The organism is Butyrivibrio sp. AD3002, assembly GCF_000420905.1.
GTDB lineage: Bacteria > Bacillota > Clostridia > Lachnospirales > Lachnospiraceae > Butyrivibrio.
In genome coordinates this window covers 1-17913 of the sequence record NZ_ATVV01000014.1, presented here as the reverse complement: position 1 = coordinate 17913, position 17913 = coordinate 1, and the positions used below count along the sequence as shown (strand labels likewise).

Here is a 17913-nt window from a genome sequence, read left to right as displayed (position 1 = left end):
GCGTATCCGGCAGGTAGCGCTGCCTGCCGGCCTTAAATAGAAAAAAGGTTATATTTACCAAGGAGGAAAGTTATGCAAAAGAAAAAGATTATGGCAATGATGCTGTCTGTAGTTCTTACAGTAACTACACTTACAGCATGTAGTTCAGCTCGCGAGGGCTCATCAAGTTCATCTGATGAAAAGAAATCAGAAGCTACAACAGAAACAGCTACTGAAGCTGAGTCAACTGAGGAAGCAGCTGATACAACAGAAGCTACAGAATCTACAGAAGAGACTGCTTCAGATTCAGAGGCAGAGGCAACTCCTGCAGCTACAGAGGGCTTTGAGGAAGGTGCTACCATCGGCGTTTCACTTCCCTGGCTTGGAACTCAGAACTGGAAAGAAGCTGAGACAATGTTCAAAGAAGAACTTGAAAAAGCAGGATATAAGCCTATAGTTCAGGCAGCTGACCAGAAGGTTCCTCAGCAGCAACAGCAGATCGAGTCAATGATCGAGAACGGCGCTAAGGTTATCGTTGTAGGTCCTATCGATGGAACACAGCTTGGTAGCGCACTTGAGCAGGCTAAGGATGCCGGTGTTTATGTAATCGGTTATGACCGCCTCATCGAGAACACAGAAGCAGTTGACGGCGTAGTTCAGTTCGGTAGTGTTCGTACCGGTGAATTACAGGGACAGGCACTCCTTGACGGTCTTAAGAAAGAAAAAGGCGAAGGCCCTTACAACATCGAGCTTTTCGGTGGCGGCCCTGCTGATCCTAATGCTCCTAACTTCTTCAAAGGTGCTATGTCAGTTCTTCAGCCTGAAATTGATGCAGGTAACATCGTTGTAGTATCCGGTCAGACAGAGTTCACACAGTGTGCTACAGAGGACTGGGACAATGCTAAAGCTCAGAAGCGTATGGATTCACTTCTTGCAGGTAACTACTCCGATAAAGAGATCGACGGTGTTCTTTCTCCTAACGATGGTATCGCAAGAGCAATCGTAACAGCTTGTGAGGATGCAGGTCAGCCTAATCCTGTAGTTACAGGTCTTGATGCAGAGAATGAGTCAGTTGAATGGGTATGGCAGGGCAAGCAGTACTGCACAGTTGCTAAGCCTACACAGGATCTTGTTGCTAAGTCAATCGAGATCATCAACGACCTTAAGGATGGTAAGGGAATGCCCGCTACAGATGTAACAACAGACAACGGCAAGAAGGAAGTTCCGATCTATGAGCTTGATCCTACAGTTGTTACAAAGGACAACGCTAAGGAAGTTTTCGCAAACGATCCTGATCGTTTGGCCCTTATGGACTAATAGTTTTTGTCATAAAAATATGAGTGGTACAGGTGTGTAAATGCCTGTACCATTTTTTTTGAGCACTTAGCAATGCTCTTCTCATCTCAGGCTTGTATTGAATAAAGAGATAAGGGACATCTGCATTGATACTGGGCTAAGGGTAAGATGCTTTGGAGTTCCATTCATAATACTTGTGCTGGAAAATAGCAGTATCAGGTCCAAAGAAAAGCTGTGGGAGATGTACCGGTCCTTTTACGGTGCAGTTTTTTCAAGGGATATAGTGGAAAAAAATATAGAATACTTGGAGGATTAAGATATTAGTGGACGGAATAATTAAACTAAGACCGCATCACTTATTGTGTACACAAGGGTATAGCGGAAAAGGATATTCGGAAGGCTTTGTCTCCAATATGGATATAGTTACAAAGCGCCTCCGCAATAATTCGGATGAGAAGGTGGAAATCATTTTTACAACGGACTGCTTATGTAGTGACTGTCCATCCAAAGTGTCAGAGGGTGTATGTAAAACAGATGAAAAGGTTCAGCGTTTTGATAAAAGAGTAATAGACGCACTTGGACTTAAAGAAGGAGTTTACTCATATCAGGAGCTGATCACCAAGCTTGATGAACATTTGGGTTCAGGAAAAGAAGATGAGCTGCTTAAAGCTATCTGCGGAGACTGTGAATGGTATCCGGTAAGTGCATGCTGGAGAAATATCAGGGATAAGAAATATGTTTTATGACGGGTATAAGGTGTACATGGAACGGTAGGTTCTGTGTACATTTTTTTTGATGATGATGATCCGTTTTTGCTTTGGCTTAAAGATGAAGGCTTTAAGGTGGAGTTATTTGGACATAGTAACGTTGATAATGCTATATACGTGAATATCAATTCAAACCATGCGTTAAATGCGAAATGCCAATATATATACGATTATTATTCATGACAGTATTTGGCATTTATAAAGGATAAACAAAGGATTGACATTGTAAGTTCTATTTGAATAAAAGTTAAAAAGATGATCACATCCCATGATTTTTTGTAATAAAGTCATGGGATTTCTTATGTTTTTAGGGTTTATATATTTTTTATAATCTTGTACGCAAAAACCTATTGACCTGGAGTTAACTCCAAGGTGTAAGATGACCATATCGAGGCCAAAAAGAAATATGACATCGCTCTTGAAAAGATCAATTACAAGATCAGCAGATATGAGGCAGCGTTAGAGACGGGAAAGCTTGAATGGATATAAGAAAGGAAAAGATATTCTTGTAGCGTGGTTATGATTATTGATTTGTAGGAGGGCAGAGACTATGGTGTACAGAGATTTTCAGGATATTAAACTATCAGGACTTGGTTTTGGAGCCATGAGACTTCCGGTTGTCAATGGTAATGATGCGGAGATTGACAGGGAGAAAGCAAAAAAAATGGTTGATAGAGCTATGACAGCTGGAATCAACTATTACGATACAGCATTCGGATATCATGACGGTAACTCTGAGATAGTGATGGGTGAGATACTTTCAGGATACCCAAGGGACAGCTATTATATCGCAACAAAGTTTCCGGGGTATGACCTTTCAAATATGCCAAAGGTTAAAGAGATATTTGAAAAGCAGCTTGAAAAGACCGGGATGGAATATTTTGATTTCTATCTTTTCCATAATGTGTGTGAGATGAACATCAATCAGTATCTTGATCCGAAGTACGGGATCTTTGATTATCTTATGGAGCAGAAGAAAAATGGCAGGATAAAGCATCTTGGATTTTCATGCCATGGAGAGTATGAAGTCCTTAAGAGATTCCTGGACGCATACGGGGAGCATATGGAATTCTGCCAGCTTCAGCTTAATTACCTCGACTGGAAATTCCAGAAGGCTGAAGATAAGGTTAAACTTCTGAATGATATGAATATCCCGGTATGGGTTATGGAACCGCTTCGAGGTGGTAAGCTTGCAAAGCTTGATCCGCTGTCTGAACAAGAATTAAAAGCGCTAAGGCCTGATGAGGAAATCCCGGCATGGGCTTTCAGATTTTTGCAGTCAGTAAAAGGTGTAACGATGGTTCTTTCAGGGATGTCATCAATAGAGCAGCTTGAGGATAACCTTAAGACTTATTCTGAAGATAAGCCTCTTAATGAAAAAGAGATGGAAGGACTGATGAAGATAGTGGACAGGATGATGTCCACAAAATCTGTTCCATGCACAGCATGCCATTACTGCGTTAGTCACTGCCCACAGGGACTTGATATACCCTACCTTATTTCTTTGTATAATGAACATCTTTATACAGCAGCTGCAGGTGGAATGACATTTATAGCACCTATGGCTCTCGCTGCTATGGATGAGTCTAAAAAACCTGTATCATGCCTGCACTGCCACAGCTGTGAACAGGTATGTCCGCAGCAGATAAAGATTTCAGACATGATGTCTGATTTTGTTGAAAAGATTGGATAAACAGGGCAGGTGATTTTATATGAGATACAGGGTAAATAAAAGAACCGGAGATAAGGTCAGTGAGATAGGATTTGGCTCAGCATATATTTACGAATCAGGAACTAAAGTCGCGGTAGAAACCATCAGACGAGCCTATGATGGTGGTATCAACTACTTCGATATGGCTGCAGGAGATGGGAGCGCATTTCCCATGTACGGAGAGGCTTTGTCTGATGTGAGGAATAATATCTTTTTCCAGATCCATTTTGGGGCGGATTATTCAAGAGGGACTTACGGGTGGTCACTTGATCTGGACACGGTTAAGAGATCACTGGATAAGCAGCTCCATGACCTTAGGACAAACTATATTGATTATGGATTTATTCACTGTCAGGACGAAGATTCTGATTGGGAAACTTATCAGCGGAACGGTGTATACGATTATCTTATGAAAATGAAGGAAGAAGGGGTGGTAAAGCATACAGGTCTTTCATCCCATACGCCTTCGGTAATCCAAAGGATAATGGATGAAGCCCAGATTGATATGCTCATGTTTTCCGTTAATCCCGGTTATGACTATGGGCAGGGCGATTATGCTCATGGAGGAGTTGATGAGAGAGCAGAAGTCTACAAGCGATGTGAAAAAGAAGGCGTCGGTATTTCTGTAATGAAGCCATTTTCCGGCGGACAGCTCCTTGATGCAAAGAGGTCGCCTTTCGGACAGGCACTCACACCTTTTCAATGCATAAAATATGCGCTTGATAAGCCCGGAGTACTCACAGTGCTCCCGGGAGCGCAGAGTGTAGCAGAGGTTGATGAACTATTGTCTTACTACGACAAGACAGATGAAGAGCTTGATTACTCAGTAATAGGTTCCTTTGCGCCACCGCAGGCAAATGGTAAGTGTGTGTACTGTAATCATTGCAAACCGTGCCCCATGGGCATAGATATAGGCCTTGTGAACAAATATTATGATCTGGCAAAGGTGGGAGATACGCTTGCAAAAGAACATTATAGTACCTTGGAAAAGAAGGCATCAGATTGCATTTCCTGTGGCCATTGTGACGACAGATGTCCATTTGGCGTAAAGCAAAGCGAGAGAATGACAGAAATAAAGTCATTCATGGAAGGGAAAAGGGACAGGCTGAAAAAGACCTTGAAGGCCTTCAGACAATGAGAGTTCTTGCCAGAAACATGTCCTTCCTAATGAAGAGCATAGCTCTAGGAAAAGACTGTGAAAAATGCTTATTTAGCATTCTTCGCAGTCTCTTTTGATGTAGCGGTATTTTCTTTTGAACCAAAGGTAATGAAGAATAGCATCATAAAGATAAGTCCAAAACCTATGGCATCGTAGATGGTGAATCTACTCTTTAAAACAAATGTTGAGATAAGGGCAGCTGTTATTGGTTCTGCAAAACTGTAAAGAATAGCTTTTTGTGGACCGATCTTTGAGACTCCGCTTATGTATAGGGTAAATGCACAAATATTACCGATAACGACAACAAAGAGTATTCCCAATATTCCCATAAGGTTTGGAATGTAGTGTATTTTCCAGGTTCTAAAAGCTATCCCCAAGAGTGCACCGCCAAGTAAAAATGACCATCCCTGAGCCACGATGACAGGAATGATATCTGTAATCTTTGGTGCAAGTACGTTGTATATCATTACGCAGAAAGCACTGCCGATACCGGCAATAAGTGCAGGAAGTGGTAATGAGATGTGCTTTAGATCACCATGTGTTGTTAACAGGAAAACACCGGTTATTGCTAAAAGTATGGATATGATTTCAAAAGATCTGGGCAATCTCTTTGAGGTCATGCATGTAAAGATAAGTATAAATATTGGTGATAGATCCTGAAGTATTGTTCCCATGGCTGCATTTGAAAGTTCAATTGTTAGAAAATATAGGAACTGACAGATACTTACACCCGCAACTCCATATATAATCATCCATTTTGCCATTTCTACAGATTTCCATGGCTTGAACACGGTATCTTTATGTCTTATCAGGCAATACAAAAGGATAAGTATTCCTGAAAGACCAAGTCTTATAGGCACGAGCCACCTGCTATCCATCTGCTGTACGGTAAAAAGGTACTGGCCCATTGATCCGGACAATCCCCAGCAAGATGCTCCAAGTAGCGTATATATTATTCCTTTTAGATTTCTTTTCATTGTGTTACTGCTCCTTGACAGAAAACATATATAACACAATCAGAATTCCTTTTCAATTTATCTTCAGGATAAAAAATCACTTTATTTTTTAAAAAACCAAAAAATGTTGGTATTTCATATTTGAGAAAGATAATCAGAGATTCAAAAGGAGATTGTAAAAGATGTTTTTTAAGAAGATATTTGCAAGGATATGCGCAGGAGCGCTTTCAGGGACTCTTGTATTCTGTATGAACCCTTCGGATATGGGAGTTCAGAAAAAACAGGTGAATGTTCAGACGCAGCATCTTGATGCATCTGGCGAAAAAAAACGATGATGAAAAAGGCGGCGAGTCAGAAGAAGTAAGTGATACCGAAGAAGGAACCTGCTCAATGCCGGCTTTTTTAATGCCCTTTTTAAAATTTTCAGAGTTGACTTATTATCGGAAATTTGATAACTTTAATTTTGCGTTACAAATCTAAAAGAAAGCGAGGTAATCAGTATGTTCATAATGACAAAGAGAAATGCAAATGAATACAGTATGATGACCTCGGTTTGTGCTTTCTGATTTTGGATTTTTAAAAGCAGTCTTTTAACCGTGGCTTATTAGTCACGGTTTTTCTTTTTTATCCACAACCCAGGTCTCCATACAATTTTTGGATGAACTGAAGAAGGAGCATCACTATGATCATGTAGAGGTGTGTGTGGACAAGGAAGATGCGCCTGCACTTCGAGTCTATGAAAAGTGCGGGTTTGTCGACTCCGGATTTATAGATGAGGATCTGCCTGATTCAGTGAATCTGATCTGCAGGTTTTGATGATCTGATTCTTGAGAATAATGTTAAAAAACTGAATGAAATACAATTTGATACATAAGAATATACTTGGAGGAAATATGAGTTATAACTGGATTAATGCAAAAGACTACACAATGAATTGTTTTCTGTTATTTGACCGCTGGGCTTTGAAATGGATATTTACGGATTGCAGTGCAAACGAGTGGTTCTCCTATGGAGACAGAGATTATAAGCTCGACATGGCGATGGCGCTTTACAGGTATCCACATGTGGAGTGGTACGTGCGAAATAAGGCGCCGGAATGCACAGAGTTTCTCGATGAGATTAAGAAGATACCCTATGGCAACTGGACAGAGGACGAGATGAAGGAAGCTGAGAGTGCGATTCTTCAGGCTCACGAGACCTTTGTTGTTTATGCTTTTCCGGAAGTAATGAATCAGGTCAACTATATTCGAAACTGGGATGAGAAATATTTATACGAGCTGGTTGACCTAACTGACAAAATCGTTCTGGACGTTGGATCCGGAACAGGGCGTCTGGCCTTTGCAGCGGCGAAGAAAGCAAAGAGAGTCTACGCCAGCGAGCCTTGCGACTGCCTGCGTGAATACATGAGAGACAGAATTAAGGCGGAAGAAATCTCTAACGTGAAGGTGCTGGATGGAGAGGTTTTGAGCCTACCTTATGAAAATGACACTTTTGATGTTGTTCTGAGCGGACACGTAATTGGCGATTTTTATGAGGAAGAGATTGCTGAGATTACACGTATCACAAAGGATGGCGGATGGCTTGTTATCTGCAACGGAGACGATGAGTTTAAGCGCACCGGACCGGACAGTGAGCTGACATCAAGAGGCTTTGAATGGCTTAGCCATGAGAGCATTGAAGGTGGGATTATTTATGATTACAGGAAACAGGTTAGAAAGGAAGTTTGAATGAACTATTTTGTAGAAGGCTTCGCAATTGGAACGGAGATAAGAATATCTTTGAGTGTTCCATTTTTCAAAACTTTGTTGAGGATATGATCTTGTTCCAAAAAGCAAGTGATCAACAGATTGTCGATTTTTATAAGGATGTAAGAGATGCGCTTTCCGGAAAAGAGTACAGAATAATGTATCTTCAGAGCGACGACATTTCATCTAATATCGACATAATAAGGAAAGAAAGGTCGGATGTATATGAATGTAGAATCCGGCAGTGTTTTTATTTTTTCAAGTCGATAGCTTTAAATCTGCCCGATTTTTGTTATGATAATAGGACAGATTTTTTATGAACGGGGTAAGAGCTGATGGAAGAAATATTTGATGTAAGCGATGATAATGGTTTTCCAACAGGGCAGCAGGTGACAAGATCAGAAGCGCATAACAAAGGAATTCCGCATAGAACAGCGCATACATGGATACTTAGAAAAAGCGGCGATTCATATCAGGTGCTGCTTCAGAAGAGAAGTGCTAATAAGGAGTCTTTCCCGTCGATGTTTCATCTTGATATGAACATGTATGGAACACTCGATAGTATTGTCGGGGCAAATACAGAGGATTCAGAATTCTATGAATATATTACAGAAGATATTTCTCCGGAAAATGTAAGTGAAACAGATGCAAATGCAGCATTTATATCACTTATAGAACTTCTCAGATCAGACCATGTGCTTGAGCCCAGCATGCTGCAAAACTATCAGATGTTCCAGCTTATAGCAGGATACTGTGACCTTGCTAAGGATATGGATCTGGAACTTGTAGAAAAATTTCTTGGGATGATAGGTGATAACGAGATACTTGAGATGAAGGCTCAGGTTCTGCGTTTTCCCAATGGTCTTGGAAAGGGCGAAGAGTAATATGGATATTATTTACAAAGGTGAAAGGCTCAAATACATAGATGATTACTATGGAGACCAGGTATTATGGATAACCCGTCCAGAACAGATCGGGATGGAACACATGAAGTTTGTTGGAGGGTATCCAAATGAGTATTGCATCTATATTTCAGAGCTGTCAACAGAAGAAAGAGCTGAAATACAGAGACAACTGCTGGGACAATTATCATATTGTGGTGTGGATTGTTCTGCATGCCCTGATTTTTTAAATAAGAAGTGCCCGTCGTGCAGGCATACGGAATGGAAGAGCGGAGATGAATGTATGCCTGTGAAGTGCTGCAATGAAAAGGGCTTCGATTCGTGTGCATCCTGTGATGGCTTTCCATGTGATGAGATGGCAGCTTTTTATAAAGAATCCGACAGCCACCAGTATGCATATAAGATAATGTCAATTCTACGAAGGATGCATTAGCATTGACTCTAGGGGATTGTAGCTAACACAATCATGAATTACAATGAAAATGGTGAGTTCTAAAAGAAAAATTTTAAGGAACAAATTTTTTATAAACATATATTTTAAAGGAGGTTACTAAATGAATTGTGAAATTAAAGGTGGAAACTTTCCGGTAGCTATTTGCAAGATGGAAGCTGGAGACGCTATCATGTGTGAAACAGGCGCTATGTCATGGCTCAGTGGCGGCGTTAAGATGGAAACAAATACCGGTGGCGGACTTGGCAAGATGATCGGCCGTGCATTTTCAGGCGAGTCTCTGTTTATGAACCGCTATGTAGCTGATAGCCCCGGCATACTTGCACTTGGCGCATGCTCACCCGGTGAGATCCGACAGATCGATGTTACAGGTAAGTCAATCGTTGTTCAGAAGGGTTCCTTCCTTGCAATGGATGAAGGCGTAAACCTTGATATTTTCTTCCAGAAGAAGATCGGGTCCGGCTTATTCGGTGGTGAAGGATTCATCATGAACAAGCTTTCAGGAAACGGTAAGGCTCTTATTGAGATCGATGGTGGCGTTGTAGAGTATGATCTTGCTGCAGGCGAGAAGATGACAATTGACACTGGTTACCTGGTAATGTGCGATGATACTGTATCTATAGACATCGTTATGATTAAAGGAATCGGCAACGTTCTCTTCGGTGGTGAAGGTCTCTTCAATACAGTAGTTACAGGCCCCGGCCATGTAATTCTTCAGACTCAGCCGCTCCTTCAGTTTGCATCAACACTGGCAGAAATGCTTCATTTAAACAAGAAGTAAGGCAAGATATATGTCGCGAATTAAGTTTCCGTGATTGCTAAGACTGTCACAGATGATGAACTTCGAAGATTCATCATAATTGCAAACGGTGCAAAGAATTTTAATATCACTGACAGGCTCAAAGAAATCAGGTGTCCCGTTATGACAACCGGTACCTTTGACACGGCACCTGATTATAAGAAAAGAGTATACGACTTTTTTATGGAATGAATTTTATTTGAGATTATGTAAATAAGTGTAAAACAGACCCGGATAAGTGTATCCGAGTCTGTTTTTTTGTGTGGATGATATATTTTTATGTGGAAAATCAGATAAACACTATAAAATTCAAATACATCTTATTGACGATATTTTGTATAATATTCTATGAAGAAATATAAGTGAATTTAATGAAGGATAAATATCGAAATGACAGTGCGCACCGTTCTTTTAGCAGTAATTATAATCAGCATATTTTCCATGTTTTTTGAAGGCTTTATTGTATTCAGAAACCTGAAAAATAAGCTTCATGCATATCTTTTCCTCAACTGTATAGCAATGCTCATAAGTAATACAGGATATCTTTTGCAGCTTCTTTCAAAAACGGAAGATGCCTATATTGCTGCGCTGAAGTTTTCTTATGTAGGAAGAGTCTGGATCGTTTTTTCTCTGTTTATGTTTACTGCGCAGCTTGTTCATATCAATATTCCAAGAGCTTTATCGGGAGCATTTATACTGATTGATGCTGCGGTATATGTGCTGATTTTTTCTCTGCAGGAGCATACTCTCTATTATTCGAAAATATGGTTTGACAAGACCGGAATGTTTCCGGTTCTGCTTCACAGAAATGGCATTGTCCATAAAGTGTTTATGCAATATCAGGCCATTGCAATAATAATTATGCTTTTCTTACTGATAAGGTCTGTAAAGAATCATAGCGGAAGTACGGCCAGAAAGCGCGCATGTATCATCCTTGGCGGCTTTTTCATTTCTGCAACTCTTTATATTATGCAGATCGCACACGCATTTTTCATTACATACTATTTTGATATTTCCGTTGTTGGAAATGTGGCAATCACAATCTCTATGTTTATAGCTATATTCAGATACAACCTGCTTGGGGTTATCGACATGGCAAGAGATTATATTGTCGACAGGTTATCCGAAGGAGTTATCGCATTGGATGAAAGTGGAAGTGTGCAGTATTACAACGAACATGCCAAGGAGCTTTATCCGGAAATAACTAAAGATCCGATGGATGTTGTTAATGCCCTTCGTGAGGCTATCATAAGAGGCGATACCATAAAGGTTGGTGATAAATACTATACTCCTGAGGAGAAAGAACTTTTCGCAGATGGTGAAGTCATCGGAAAACTCTATGCTCTCGTCGATTCAACTGTACTTAAGCAGAGGGAGTATCAGCTAAAATCCGATGCAGCTATCCTGGAAATGGCTGCCGGCAGTATGCGCGACAGACTTAACGCTGCAGAAGAACTCATCAGTCAGGACAGGGCTATGCGTCATGACAGGAGACACTTTGAGGCACTTGTTTTAGCACTTATTCAGGACGGTAAGGTGGATGAAGCCAGAAAATGCCTTGAGGAGAGATTATCTCAGGAACCTCGCGGAAGTCACCGCTATTGCGAGAATACCACAGTTAATGCTGCGCTTATGCATTATGTGACGCTTGCAGAGCGCAGTGATATAAAGGTTACAGTATCTACAAATATTCCCTATAAAACCGATGTTGATGAGATGCAGCTTGCAATAGCGATAAGCAATTTGCTTGAGAATGCGATTCACGCCTGCGAAAAAGTGCCGGAAGGTGAACGTTTTATTGAGGTTACTGCAAAATATAAGCAGCAGCTCCTTTTGGAGATATCTAATTCATGTAACGAAAGAGCGGAGCTGGATGAAGATGGGCATCCTGTCACATCAGAAGACGGCCATGGCATCGGAACCAGAAGTGTTCTTGATTTTGTTAAAAAGACAAACAGTGAGATCAGATACGTCGCCGAGGATAATAAATTTAAGGTGCGCATGATAGTAGGTTAATTCGAGGAAATGTGTTTATGAAAAAAGGTGCGTTGTTTCTTTTATTTATGATCATATGCTTGAGTACGCTTTCCGGCTGTAATAAGCCCCAGGAGCAGGAAGGGAAAACCGTCATAACCTTTCAGACATGGAATCCTGCAGATTATGGGCCGGACAGTCCGATTTACAAGATCATAGATTCTTTTGAAAAAGAGAATCCCGACATAAAAGTTAATTATGTTTTTACCGAGGCAAATGCATATCAGGAGCATATGCGGGTAGAACTTATAGACGGTGATGGACCCGATGTATATGGCATAAGCTCGGGTTCCGCTTTTGATGCATTCAGGCTATTTGAGGAGAATCTTACTCCTTTTTGTGAGAACAGCTGGGGATCCGAGTGGCAGGATAAATTCCTTGATTCATGCCTTTCGCGTGTTAGCGATGCTGACGGCAAGATTTATGGACTTCCGCTTGGACAGACCTATGCCGGATATATGTGGGCAGATGTCAACATGCTGAAAAACTATGGTCTTAAAGTGCCAACCTCATATAAAGAAATGCAGGAAACATGCAGCAAACTTCGTGAAAACGGGCAATATCCGTTAGCTATAGGCGCAAAGGATTCCTGGATGAATCTTGATTTGTGGATGTCCATAGCAGCTGACTGCGGGAGCGATGCCTTGTACGATGCGATTGAGGGCAGAACGACCTTCGAGTCGGAACCTATAATAGAATCCTTCAGAATATGGCAGGACTCATTTAGCAACGGAGTATTTCAGGATAAAGCAATAAAAATGCCATTTTATAATACTGTTAATGACATGTTTCAGCGTGAAGGAAGTGCTCCCATGATAGTAAATGGCTCATGGGCCATGAACATGTATACGGTAAGCGATGAAAAAACCCGCGCAGTCTTTGATGCTGAGGGAGCGGAACACGAGGCTTTTCTGATTGACTGGAATGATGATGGAAAAGTGTCTCCGGTAACAGCTAATGTAGATGTAATCCTTTGCCTGAATCCGGAGTCCCGCCAGAAGGAGGCGGCTTTCCGTTTTATGTCATATTTGGTAAATGAGGGACAGGAGCTTCTTGTTAATCGATATCTTGAATATATGCCATCCCGCGCTGATATGGAGCTGAATATACAGGGACTAAGCGAAGATGGGAAAAAGAATCTTGACTATATCATAGAGAACGGAAAGACAAATGTCGCCGGAACAAGAGGAATTAAATACGAGGACTTAAGCCTTGCCGTATGTGATGCACTTGAAGACCTGGCATTATCATATATTACTCCGGAGGAAGCAGCCAGCCGGATACAAAAGGTATCAAGCAGTGTTATCCGCTGACATTGGTGAAAATCAACTGAAGCTCATTTTATACGAAAATGGGATATACGGAAATAAGACGTGATAATGATTTCATCTATTACTCCAAACAACGATATAAAGGAAAAAGCTATGAGAGAAATAACACATAACGAGGTAAGCAAACTATACGACTGTATTCGGGAGTTATCAGAATATCACAATACAACATCTGTGAATTTCAAAGGATGTTATCCTTTAAAACCATACGAAAAGACCTTGGAATTATTTGAAGCAGCATTGCTAAAAAATGAATCCTATATCGCGGTCATCGAAATGAAAGACCGGATCATCGGCTTCTGCAAAGTTGATATTAACGGAGAAATCGGTAAACTTGATTATTTGGTGGTAAAGGAAGAATTCAGAGGAAAAGGGTTTGGCAAAGAACTCATGGATTGGGCAATGCAAATGTTTGATCAATACAATGTCAGACATATCGAAGTAAAAGTAGTCGACGGTAACAAGGTGATTCATTTGTATGAAAAGTACGGTTTCAAAATGAAATCTCTCATATTAGGGATTGAACGATAAAATTGTTTGTCGGATGAAGGCATACTCCAATCAAGGGTCAACCTTCCTAATGGAAAGGCATTAACAAGAATGGATTTCCTAAAATGAGTAACAATTTGGTACAGCCACCAGACAGGAGAAAATAATGAACAGAAAACTGATTAACTGGGTCGGACTTACTGGGCTTGCTGCATTGATATCGTATGCAGTTGCAGCATACTTTTGCAGAGGCGCTTTTCCGGGATATAACTGGATGGAACAGGCAGTCAGTGATCTTTCGGCTGAGTCCGCACCATCAAGACAGTTATGGGATAAGCTGGCTGCGGTATATTCGGCCGGAAGTGTGGTATGTGCCACATGCGTAGCAATATACGTTTCGGAAAAAGAGATTTCAACCAGAATGTTCCGTGTTGGGATATATCTTTTTACTGTTATGAACTGGATCTCAAAGGTCGGCTATTCGATGTTTGCACTAGATGATGCCGGCAAGGGGATTGATTCATTTCAGGAAATCATGCACATGGTGGTTACTGCATTAGTGGTAATTCTTTCCATAGTATCACTTGTCGTGCTTATAATTGCCGGATGCAGGAATAAAGAAGTGAGGGGAATCGGAATCTGGGCGGCTATATTCTTCGTCATGATGCTGATGGGACCTATAGGTATGCAGGCGTTTCCACCTCAGTACTTTGGTATAGCAGAAAGATTCAGCATATATTCCGCGATAGGATTTAATGCGGTTCTTGGATTGTATCTCTTCAACGGATTTAAAGGGCTGCAGAGGATGGAGAAATCCTTCTGAAACATATGACGATGAGGTTATTATGAAGAAAAGATTAAAGTTATTGGGAAAAGTATTGTTAGTACTCATCATTGTTCCGGTGATGTCCTTATTAGTGATTTTTGTTTATAACAGGATAAGGATGAAGCAGGAGGAATCGTTGTTAGAGAAACCTTTGGGACAAATGGTAGATGTGGACGGACATATGATGTGCGTCTATGAAGAAGGCGAAGGTGAGCATACATTGCTGTTTTTGTCAGGCTCGGGAACTGCTTCGCCGATACTAGATTTCAGGAGCCTTTATTCTCTTCTTAAAGATGAGTACCATATAGTCGTTATAGAGAAGTTTGGTTATGGATTCAGTGATGTAGTTGATGACGAGAGATCTTTTGATACGATCTTAAGGCAGGACAGGGAAGCACTTGAAAAGGCCGGAATCGAAGGGCCGTTTGTCCTTTGCCCGCATTCCTTGTCCGGACTTGAATCTATTATGTGGGCTCAGGATTATCCTGATGAAGTCGAAGCAATCATAGGCCTTGACATGGTTCTTCCGCGTACCTATGACGAGTTCGATTTTGATGGCGTATTCAAATTTGAAAAGCTGGCTGCCCTTGCGCGTAAGTTGGGTATTGTCAGATTCTATTATTTAGACAGTTCTTTGCCAGCTGCACTTTCGAAGGAGGAAAAGGAACTGTATAGGGCCATTGCGTGCAGAAAAGCTGTAAATATCGATGTTATAAATGAAGGTCTTTCGATTACTGATGCTGTCAGCGAGATTGACAGCAAGCCTAAGCAGGATGTGCCGATGATAATGTTTATTTCCGACGGAAAAGAAGTTAAGGGTACCAACTGGGTCCAAAACCATTATGATTATGTTTCAGACCTTTCAGATGCAAAAGTGATTGAATTAGACTGCGGCCACTATGTGCACAACTTTATGCAGGACAGGATAGCTGAAGATATCAGGGAGTTTATCGGTGAATAGTGGAAAAAATGTTTGATCAAAACAATGTCAGACATATCGAAGTGAAAGTAGTTGTCTTATACTATTCTCTGCTACAAAAGTAGGAAAGCTTAATAGCGGCAGTGCAAATTGTGCTGATGAATCTGCCGCTAATAAGGAAATATCTGATTGCGGCAGTTGTCATTGAATAAAAACTACTACCACAAATGGGCAAAATAGAAAGTGCGGTAGTCATATGATATACATAGCGACTACTGCAAACTTGAAAAATGGAAAATGCAGCAGAATATTGTGGTTAAAATAGACTGCCTCAAAGAAGGATAATTGAAATAGCGGCAGAATTGTGATCTGCAGTCACTGATTGGAACTAATATTTTTGATGATCTTATCATATGATTCAGCCCTTATAACCTGAAAGTTCTTCTCAATTTCACTTGTCCACAGATCAATCTCACCCTCTATGTCGGATACTTCAGGCAAAATAAATCCCCAAATCTTACAGCCTGTATTCTTAAGCTCTGGAAGAAAATAATCAAATCCCCATTCCAGATCTTCCTTTACATCTTCGAATCCGTTTCTTGCATCTACGACAAAGTAGCTTTCTTTGTGTGCTCTGAGTAAATCTAAAGATGCCATTACCGGAACGCGGTAGTCGTTATAGTGTGCTTCTTTTTTCCAGGTATGAAAAACAACGTTGTCCTTTTCGATGTATTCAATTTTAGCGTAGTCACTTTCGAACATTGCAAACCTCCCAAATATTTATTTTAGTTATTGGAAATAAACTACCATGTGGAATATGAGATATTTTGAGACGCACTGATTTTGCATGGCTTTACACTAAAATAGAACATCAGTGAAAAACAGCCCCAAATAAGTGTAATGACAAGGATGTTTTTAGTTTGGTACTATACTCTGTGTTAGGAATGCTGATATTTACTAAGAGAGATACAATTTGACGGACTTAGATTGGAGGAACAGGATGAAAACTATCGGAATTATCGGCGGTATGAGCTGGGAGAGTACTGTTACATATTATGAGATCATAAACAAAGAGGTAGTCAGAAGGCTTGGAGGATTTCACAGCGCAAAAATCCTTATGTACAGCGTTGATTTTGCAGAGCTTGAGGAAAATATGGGGAAGGACAACTGGCAAGGTAATGCTGAGATTCTGACAGATGCTGCGGCAAGACTTGAAAAGGCAGGAGCTGATTTTATTGTAATTGCAACAAATACAATGCATAAGCTTGTTCCTGATATCGAAAAGAAAATCAGTATACCGATCCTTCATATAGCGGATGCTGCCGCTAGTGCAATAAAGCAAAACGGAATAAAGAAGGTTGGACTTCTTGGAACAAGATTCACAATGACACAGGACTTTGTTATTGAAAGACTTAAAGACGCAGGGCTTGAAGTTTTTGTGCCTGATGAAAGGGACATGGAGATTGTCGACAATGTCATTTTTAATGAGTTATGTCTGGGTAAAATATTGGACACCTCCAGAAATGAGTACAAGCGTATTATTGAAAAAATGAAGCAACAAGGAGCAGAAGGTGTGATTCTTGGATGTACCGAGATCGGCATGCTCATAAAGGATGAGGACAGCGCACTTCCGACGTTTGATACGACAATTATTCATGCAACAGCAGCTGTAAATGAGGCGCTAAGATGAATTTGATAATAGGGAGATAAGTGCAATGGTAATAGGAATTATAGGCGAAAATTGCAGTGGGAAATCCACACTTGCAACTGAAATTCAGAATAAAATAGGAGCTGAGGTTATTACAGGAAAGGATTATCTCAGAATGGCAAAAAGTGAGAGTGAAGCGACAGCACTGTTTAAAGAAAAGCTTTGCAATGCTGCCCACAGTGACAATATCGTATATGTGATCTCAGATGCTGAGCACATTAAGCTGCTTCCGGATGAGGCAGTAAAAGTGCTGGTCACAGCAGATCTTGATACCATAAAGGAACGTTTTAAGGAGAGGCTTCATGGCAATCTTCCTACGCCGGTTGAACAAATGCTTGAGAAGAAGCATGGAATGTTTGATGCGGAATCTGTGGATTTCAGATATGATGGAGTAAATGGGGATGCATCTTCATTATGCAGGTTACTGGAAGAACGCATCGCTGTATAGGCCTTGATATGAATAAGGAAAGTACCTTTATGATATGCCAGTCATTCAATAGGGATGACTGGCATTTTTTATTTAATAGGAAATTTCGCCTTGGCGGCGAAACCTTGAATTAAAAGGCCCGGCAAGACCGGGCCACGCAAAGCAAAGGTATATTGGCTATAAATTACCAATCTACCTCGTCAAAGAATTCGTCATCTTCGTGCATAAAGTAATCCATGTCGAGAAGGTCTTCATCGTCCATCTCGCGGATTTCGTTCGCCGACATGCCTTCCGGCGGATTTTGGATGTATTTCTCTCTAAGCTTTGCTATTAGTTCTTTACTAGCCATGGCTGTTCCTCCTGTAGCATGATTTTATCATGCACAGGAATACGAGGGAACACTGCCGATTTTTG

At 40.8% G+C, this 17913-nt stretch carries 22 protein-coding genes; 19 read left to right on the top strand and 3 right to left on the bottom strand.

What is annotated here, in order from left to right:
• Positions 1-72: 72 nt before the first annotated feature.
• From G596_RS21815 to G596_RS0110670, 5 genes are all read left to right on the top strand, one after another.
• The gene (locus G596_RS21815) at positions 73-1296 is read left to right on the top strand and encodes a substrate-binding domain-containing protein (RefSeq protein WP_022761837.1); all 1224 of its coding nucleotides are present in this window, start codon (positions 73-75) and stop codon (positions 1294-1296) included.
• A 97-nt stretch (positions 1297-1393) separates the two neighbouring features.
• Positions 1394-1591 (top strand): hypothetical protein, encoded by a 198-nt coding sequence (locus G596_RS24810; protein WP_155829246.1) that lies wholly within the window; start codon positions 1394-1396, stop codon positions 1589-1591.
• A 7-nt stretch (positions 1592-1598) separates the two neighbouring features.
• A complete protein-coding gene (locus G596_RS0110680; protein WP_022761836.1) occupies positions 1599-2021 on the top strand; it encodes a DUF1284 domain-containing protein in 423 nt (140 codons plus the stop codon).
• A gap of 571 nt (positions 2022-2592) precedes the next feature.
• Positions 2593-3735: an aldo/keto reductase gene (locus tag G596_RS0110675; protein ID WP_022761835.1), complete on the top strand. Its 1143-nt coding sequence runs from the start codon at positions 2593-2595 to the stop codon at positions 3733-3735.
• A gap of 19 nt (positions 3736-3754) precedes the next feature.
• Entirely contained in the window at positions 3755-4891 is a 1137-nt protein-coding gene (locus tag G596_RS0110670) for an aldo/keto reductase (protein ID WP_022761834.1), read from the top strand.
• A gap of 68 nt (positions 4892-4959) precedes the next feature.
• Here the strand turns inward: G596_RS0110670 and G596_RS0110665 are convergent, their stop codons facing one another.
• Positions 4960-5889 (bottom strand): DMT family transporter, encoded by a 930-nt coding sequence (locus G596_RS0110665; RefSeq protein ID WP_022761833.1) that lies wholly within the window; start codon positions 5887-5889, stop codon positions 4960-4962.
• 161 nt (positions 5890-6050) lie between these two features.
• Between G596_RS0110665 and G596_RS24805 the strand changes: the two genes are divergently transcribed.
• The 12 genes from G596_RS24805 to G596_RS0110595 all read left to right on the top strand — a co-directional run bounded on the left by G596_RS24805 (position 6051) and on the right by G596_RS0110595 (position 15406).
• The gene (locus tag G596_RS24805; RefSeq protein WP_022761832.1) at positions 6051-6203 is read left to right on the top strand and encodes a hypothetical protein; all 153 of its coding nucleotides are present in this window, start codon (positions 6051-6053) and stop codon (positions 6201-6203) included.
• A gap of 319 nt (positions 6204-6522) precedes the next feature.
• A complete protein-coding gene (locus G596_RS24800) occupies positions 6523-6684 on the top strand; it encodes a hypothetical protein (RefSeq protein ID WP_155829244.1) in 162 nt (53 codons plus the stop codon).
• A gap of 77 nt (positions 6685-6761) precedes the next feature.
• Positions 6762-7595, top strand: a complete 834-nt coding sequence (locus G596_RS0110650; RefSeq protein WP_022761830.1) for a class I SAM-dependent methyltransferase — start codon at positions 6762-6764, stop codon at positions 7593-7595.
• Positions 7596-7948: 353 nt separating this feature from the next.
• Positions 7949-8497 (top strand): NUDIX hydrolase, encoded by a 549-nt coding sequence (locus G596_RS23810; protein WP_022761828.1) that lies wholly within the window; start codon positions 7949-7951, stop codon positions 8495-8497.
• Between the two features lies 1 nt (position 8498).
• Positions 8499-8948 carry a DUF3795 domain-containing protein gene (locus G596_RS24795; protein WP_022761827.1) on the top strand — a complete coding sequence of 150 codons (450 nt, stop codon included), beginning with the start codon at positions 8499-8501 and terminating at the stop codon, positions 8946-8948.
• Positions 8949-9069: 121 nt separating this feature from the next.
• The gene (locus G596_RS0110630) at positions 9070-9747 is read left to right on the top strand and encodes a TIGR00266 family protein (protein WP_022761826.1); all 678 of its coding nucleotides are present in this window, start codon (positions 9070-9072) and stop codon (positions 9745-9747) included.
• A gap of 30 nt (positions 9748-9777) precedes the next feature.
• Positions 9778-9957 carry a hypothetical protein gene (locus G596_RS0110625; RefSeq protein WP_022761825.1) on the top strand — a complete coding sequence of 60 codons (180 nt, stop codon included), beginning with the start codon at positions 9778-9780 and terminating at the stop codon, positions 9955-9957.
• A gap of 198 nt (positions 9958-10155) precedes the next feature.
• Positions 10156-11781 (top strand): ATP-binding protein, encoded by a 1626-nt coding sequence (locus G596_RS23805; RefSeq protein ID WP_022761824.1) that lies wholly within the window; start codon positions 10156-10158, stop codon positions 11779-11781.
• A gap of 47 nt (positions 11782-11828) precedes the next feature.
• The gene (locus G596_RS0110615) at positions 11829-13112 is read left to right on the top strand and encodes an ABC transporter substrate-binding protein (RefSeq protein ID WP_196805217.1); all 1284 of its coding nucleotides are present in this window, start codon (positions 11829-11831) and stop codon (positions 13110-13112) included.
• Between the two features lie 66 nt (positions 13113-13178).
• Entirely contained in the window at positions 13179-13661 is a 483-nt protein-coding gene (locus G596_RS23800) for a GNAT family N-acetyltransferase (protein ID WP_022761822.1), read from the top strand.
• 124 nt (positions 13662-13785) lie between these two features.
• The gene (locus tag G596_RS24405; RefSeq protein ID WP_022761821.1) at positions 13786-14442 is read left to right on the top strand and encodes a DUF998 domain-containing protein; all 657 of its coding nucleotides are present in this window, start codon (positions 13786-13788) and stop codon (positions 14440-14442) included.
• A 22-nt stretch (positions 14443-14464) separates the two neighbouring features.
• On the top strand, positions 14465-15406 hold the full coding sequence (locus G596_RS0110595) for an alpha/beta fold hydrolase (protein ID WP_022761820.1): 942 nt from the start codon (positions 14465-14467) through the stop codon (positions 15404-15406).
• A gap of 333 nt (positions 15407-15739) precedes the next feature.
• Here the strand turns inward: G596_RS0110595 and G596_RS0110590 are convergent, their stop codons facing one another.
• A complete protein-coding gene (locus G596_RS0110590; RefSeq protein ID WP_022761819.1) occupies positions 15740-16126 on the bottom strand; it encodes a hypothetical protein in 387 nt (128 codons plus the stop codon).
• Between the two features lie 238 nt (positions 16127-16364).
• On the opposite strand from G596_RS0110590, the gene G596_RS0110585 reads away from it, so the two are divergent.
• A complete protein-coding gene (locus G596_RS0110585) occupies positions 16365-17054 on the top strand; it encodes an aspartate/glutamate racemase family protein (protein ID WP_022761818.1) in 690 nt (229 codons plus the stop codon).
• 25 nt (positions 17055-17079) lie between these two features.
• Positions 17080-17520 carry a hypothetical protein gene (locus G596_RS0110580; RefSeq protein WP_022761817.1) on the top strand — a complete coding sequence of 147 codons (441 nt, stop codon included), beginning with the start codon at positions 17080-17082 and terminating at the stop codon, positions 17518-17520.
• A gap of 163 nt (positions 17521-17683) precedes the next feature.
• Here the strand turns inward: G596_RS0110580 and G596_RS25220 are convergent, their stop codons facing one another.
• On the bottom strand, positions 17684-17848 hold the full coding sequence (locus tag G596_RS25220) for a hypothetical protein (RefSeq protein ID WP_170832732.1): 165 nt from the start codon (positions 17846-17848) through the stop codon (positions 17684-17686).
• Positions 17849-17913 lie beyond the last annotated feature (65 nt).

What these genes read in the sequence shown, in the direction of transcription:
- G596_RS21815 (WP_022761837.1), top strand. Translation starts at nt 73, where the DNA reads ATGCAAAAGAAAAAGATTATGGCAATGATGCTGTCTGTAGTTCTTACA.
- G596_RS0110675 (WP_022761835.1), top strand. Translation starts at nt 2,593, where the DNA reads ATGGTGTACAGAGATTTTCAGGATATTAAACTATCAGGACTTGGTTTT.
- G596_RS0110670 (WP_022761834.1), top strand. Translation starts at nt 3,755, where the DNA reads ATGAGATACAGGGTAAATAAAAGAACCGGAGATAAGGTCAGTGAGATA.
- G596_RS0110665 (WP_022761833.1), bottom strand. Translation starts at nt 5,889, where the DNA reads ATGAAAAGAAATCTAAAAGGAATAATATATACGCTACTTGGAGCATCT.
- G596_RS24805 (WP_022761832.1), top strand. Translation starts at nt 6,051, where the DNA reads ATGTTTTTTAAGAAGATATTTGCAAGGATATGCGCAGGAGCGCTTTCA.
- G596_RS0110650 (WP_022761830.1), top strand. Translation starts at nt 6,762, where the DNA reads ATGAGTTATAACTGGATTAATGCAAAAGACTACACAATGAATTGTTTT.
- G596_RS23810 (WP_022761828.1), top strand. Translation starts at nt 7,949, where the DNA reads ATGGAAGAAATATTTGATGTAAGCGATGATAATGGTTTTCCAACAGGG.
- G596_RS24795 (WP_022761827.1), top strand. Translation starts at nt 8,499, where the DNA reads ATGGATATTATTTACAAAGGTGAAAGGCTCAAATACATAGATGATTAC.
- G596_RS0110630 (WP_022761826.1), top strand. Translation starts at nt 9,070, where the DNA reads ATGAATTGTGAAATTAAAGGTGGAAACTTTCCGGTAGCTATTTGCAAG.
- G596_RS23805 (WP_022761824.1), top strand. Translation starts at nt 10,156, where the DNA reads ATGACAGTGCGCACCGTTCTTTTAGCAGTAATTATAATCAGCATATTT.
- G596_RS0110615 (WP_196805217.1), top strand. Translation starts at nt 11,829, where the DNA reads ATGATCATATGCTTGAGTACGCTTTCCGGCTGTAATAAGCCCCAGGAG.
- G596_RS23800 (WP_022761822.1), top strand. Translation starts at nt 13,179, where the DNA reads ATGATTTCATCTATTACTCCAAACAACGATATAAAGGAAAAAGCTATG.
- G596_RS24405 (WP_022761821.1), top strand. Translation starts at nt 13,786, where the DNA reads ATGAACAGAAAACTGATTAACTGGGTCGGACTTACTGGGCTTGCTGCA.
- G596_RS0110595 (WP_022761820.1), top strand. Translation starts at nt 14,465, where the DNA reads ATGAAGAAAAGATTAAAGTTATTGGGAAAAGTATTGTTAGTACTCATC.
- G596_RS0110590 (WP_022761819.1), bottom strand. Translation starts at nt 16,126, where the DNA reads ATGTTCGAAAGTGACTACGCTAAAATTGAATACATCGAAAAGGACAAC.
- G596_RS0110585 (WP_022761818.1), top strand. Translation starts at nt 16,365, where the DNA reads ATGAAAACTATCGGAATTATCGGCGGTATGAGCTGGGAGAGTACTGTT.
- G596_RS0110580 (WP_022761817.1), top strand. Translation starts at nt 17,080, where the DNA reads ATGGTAATAGGAATTATAGGCGAAAATTGCAGTGGGAAATCCACACTT.
- G596_RS25220 (WP_170832732.1), bottom strand. Translation starts at nt 17,848, where the DNA reads ATGGCTAGTAAAGAACTAATAGCAAAGCTTAGAGAGAAATACATCCAA.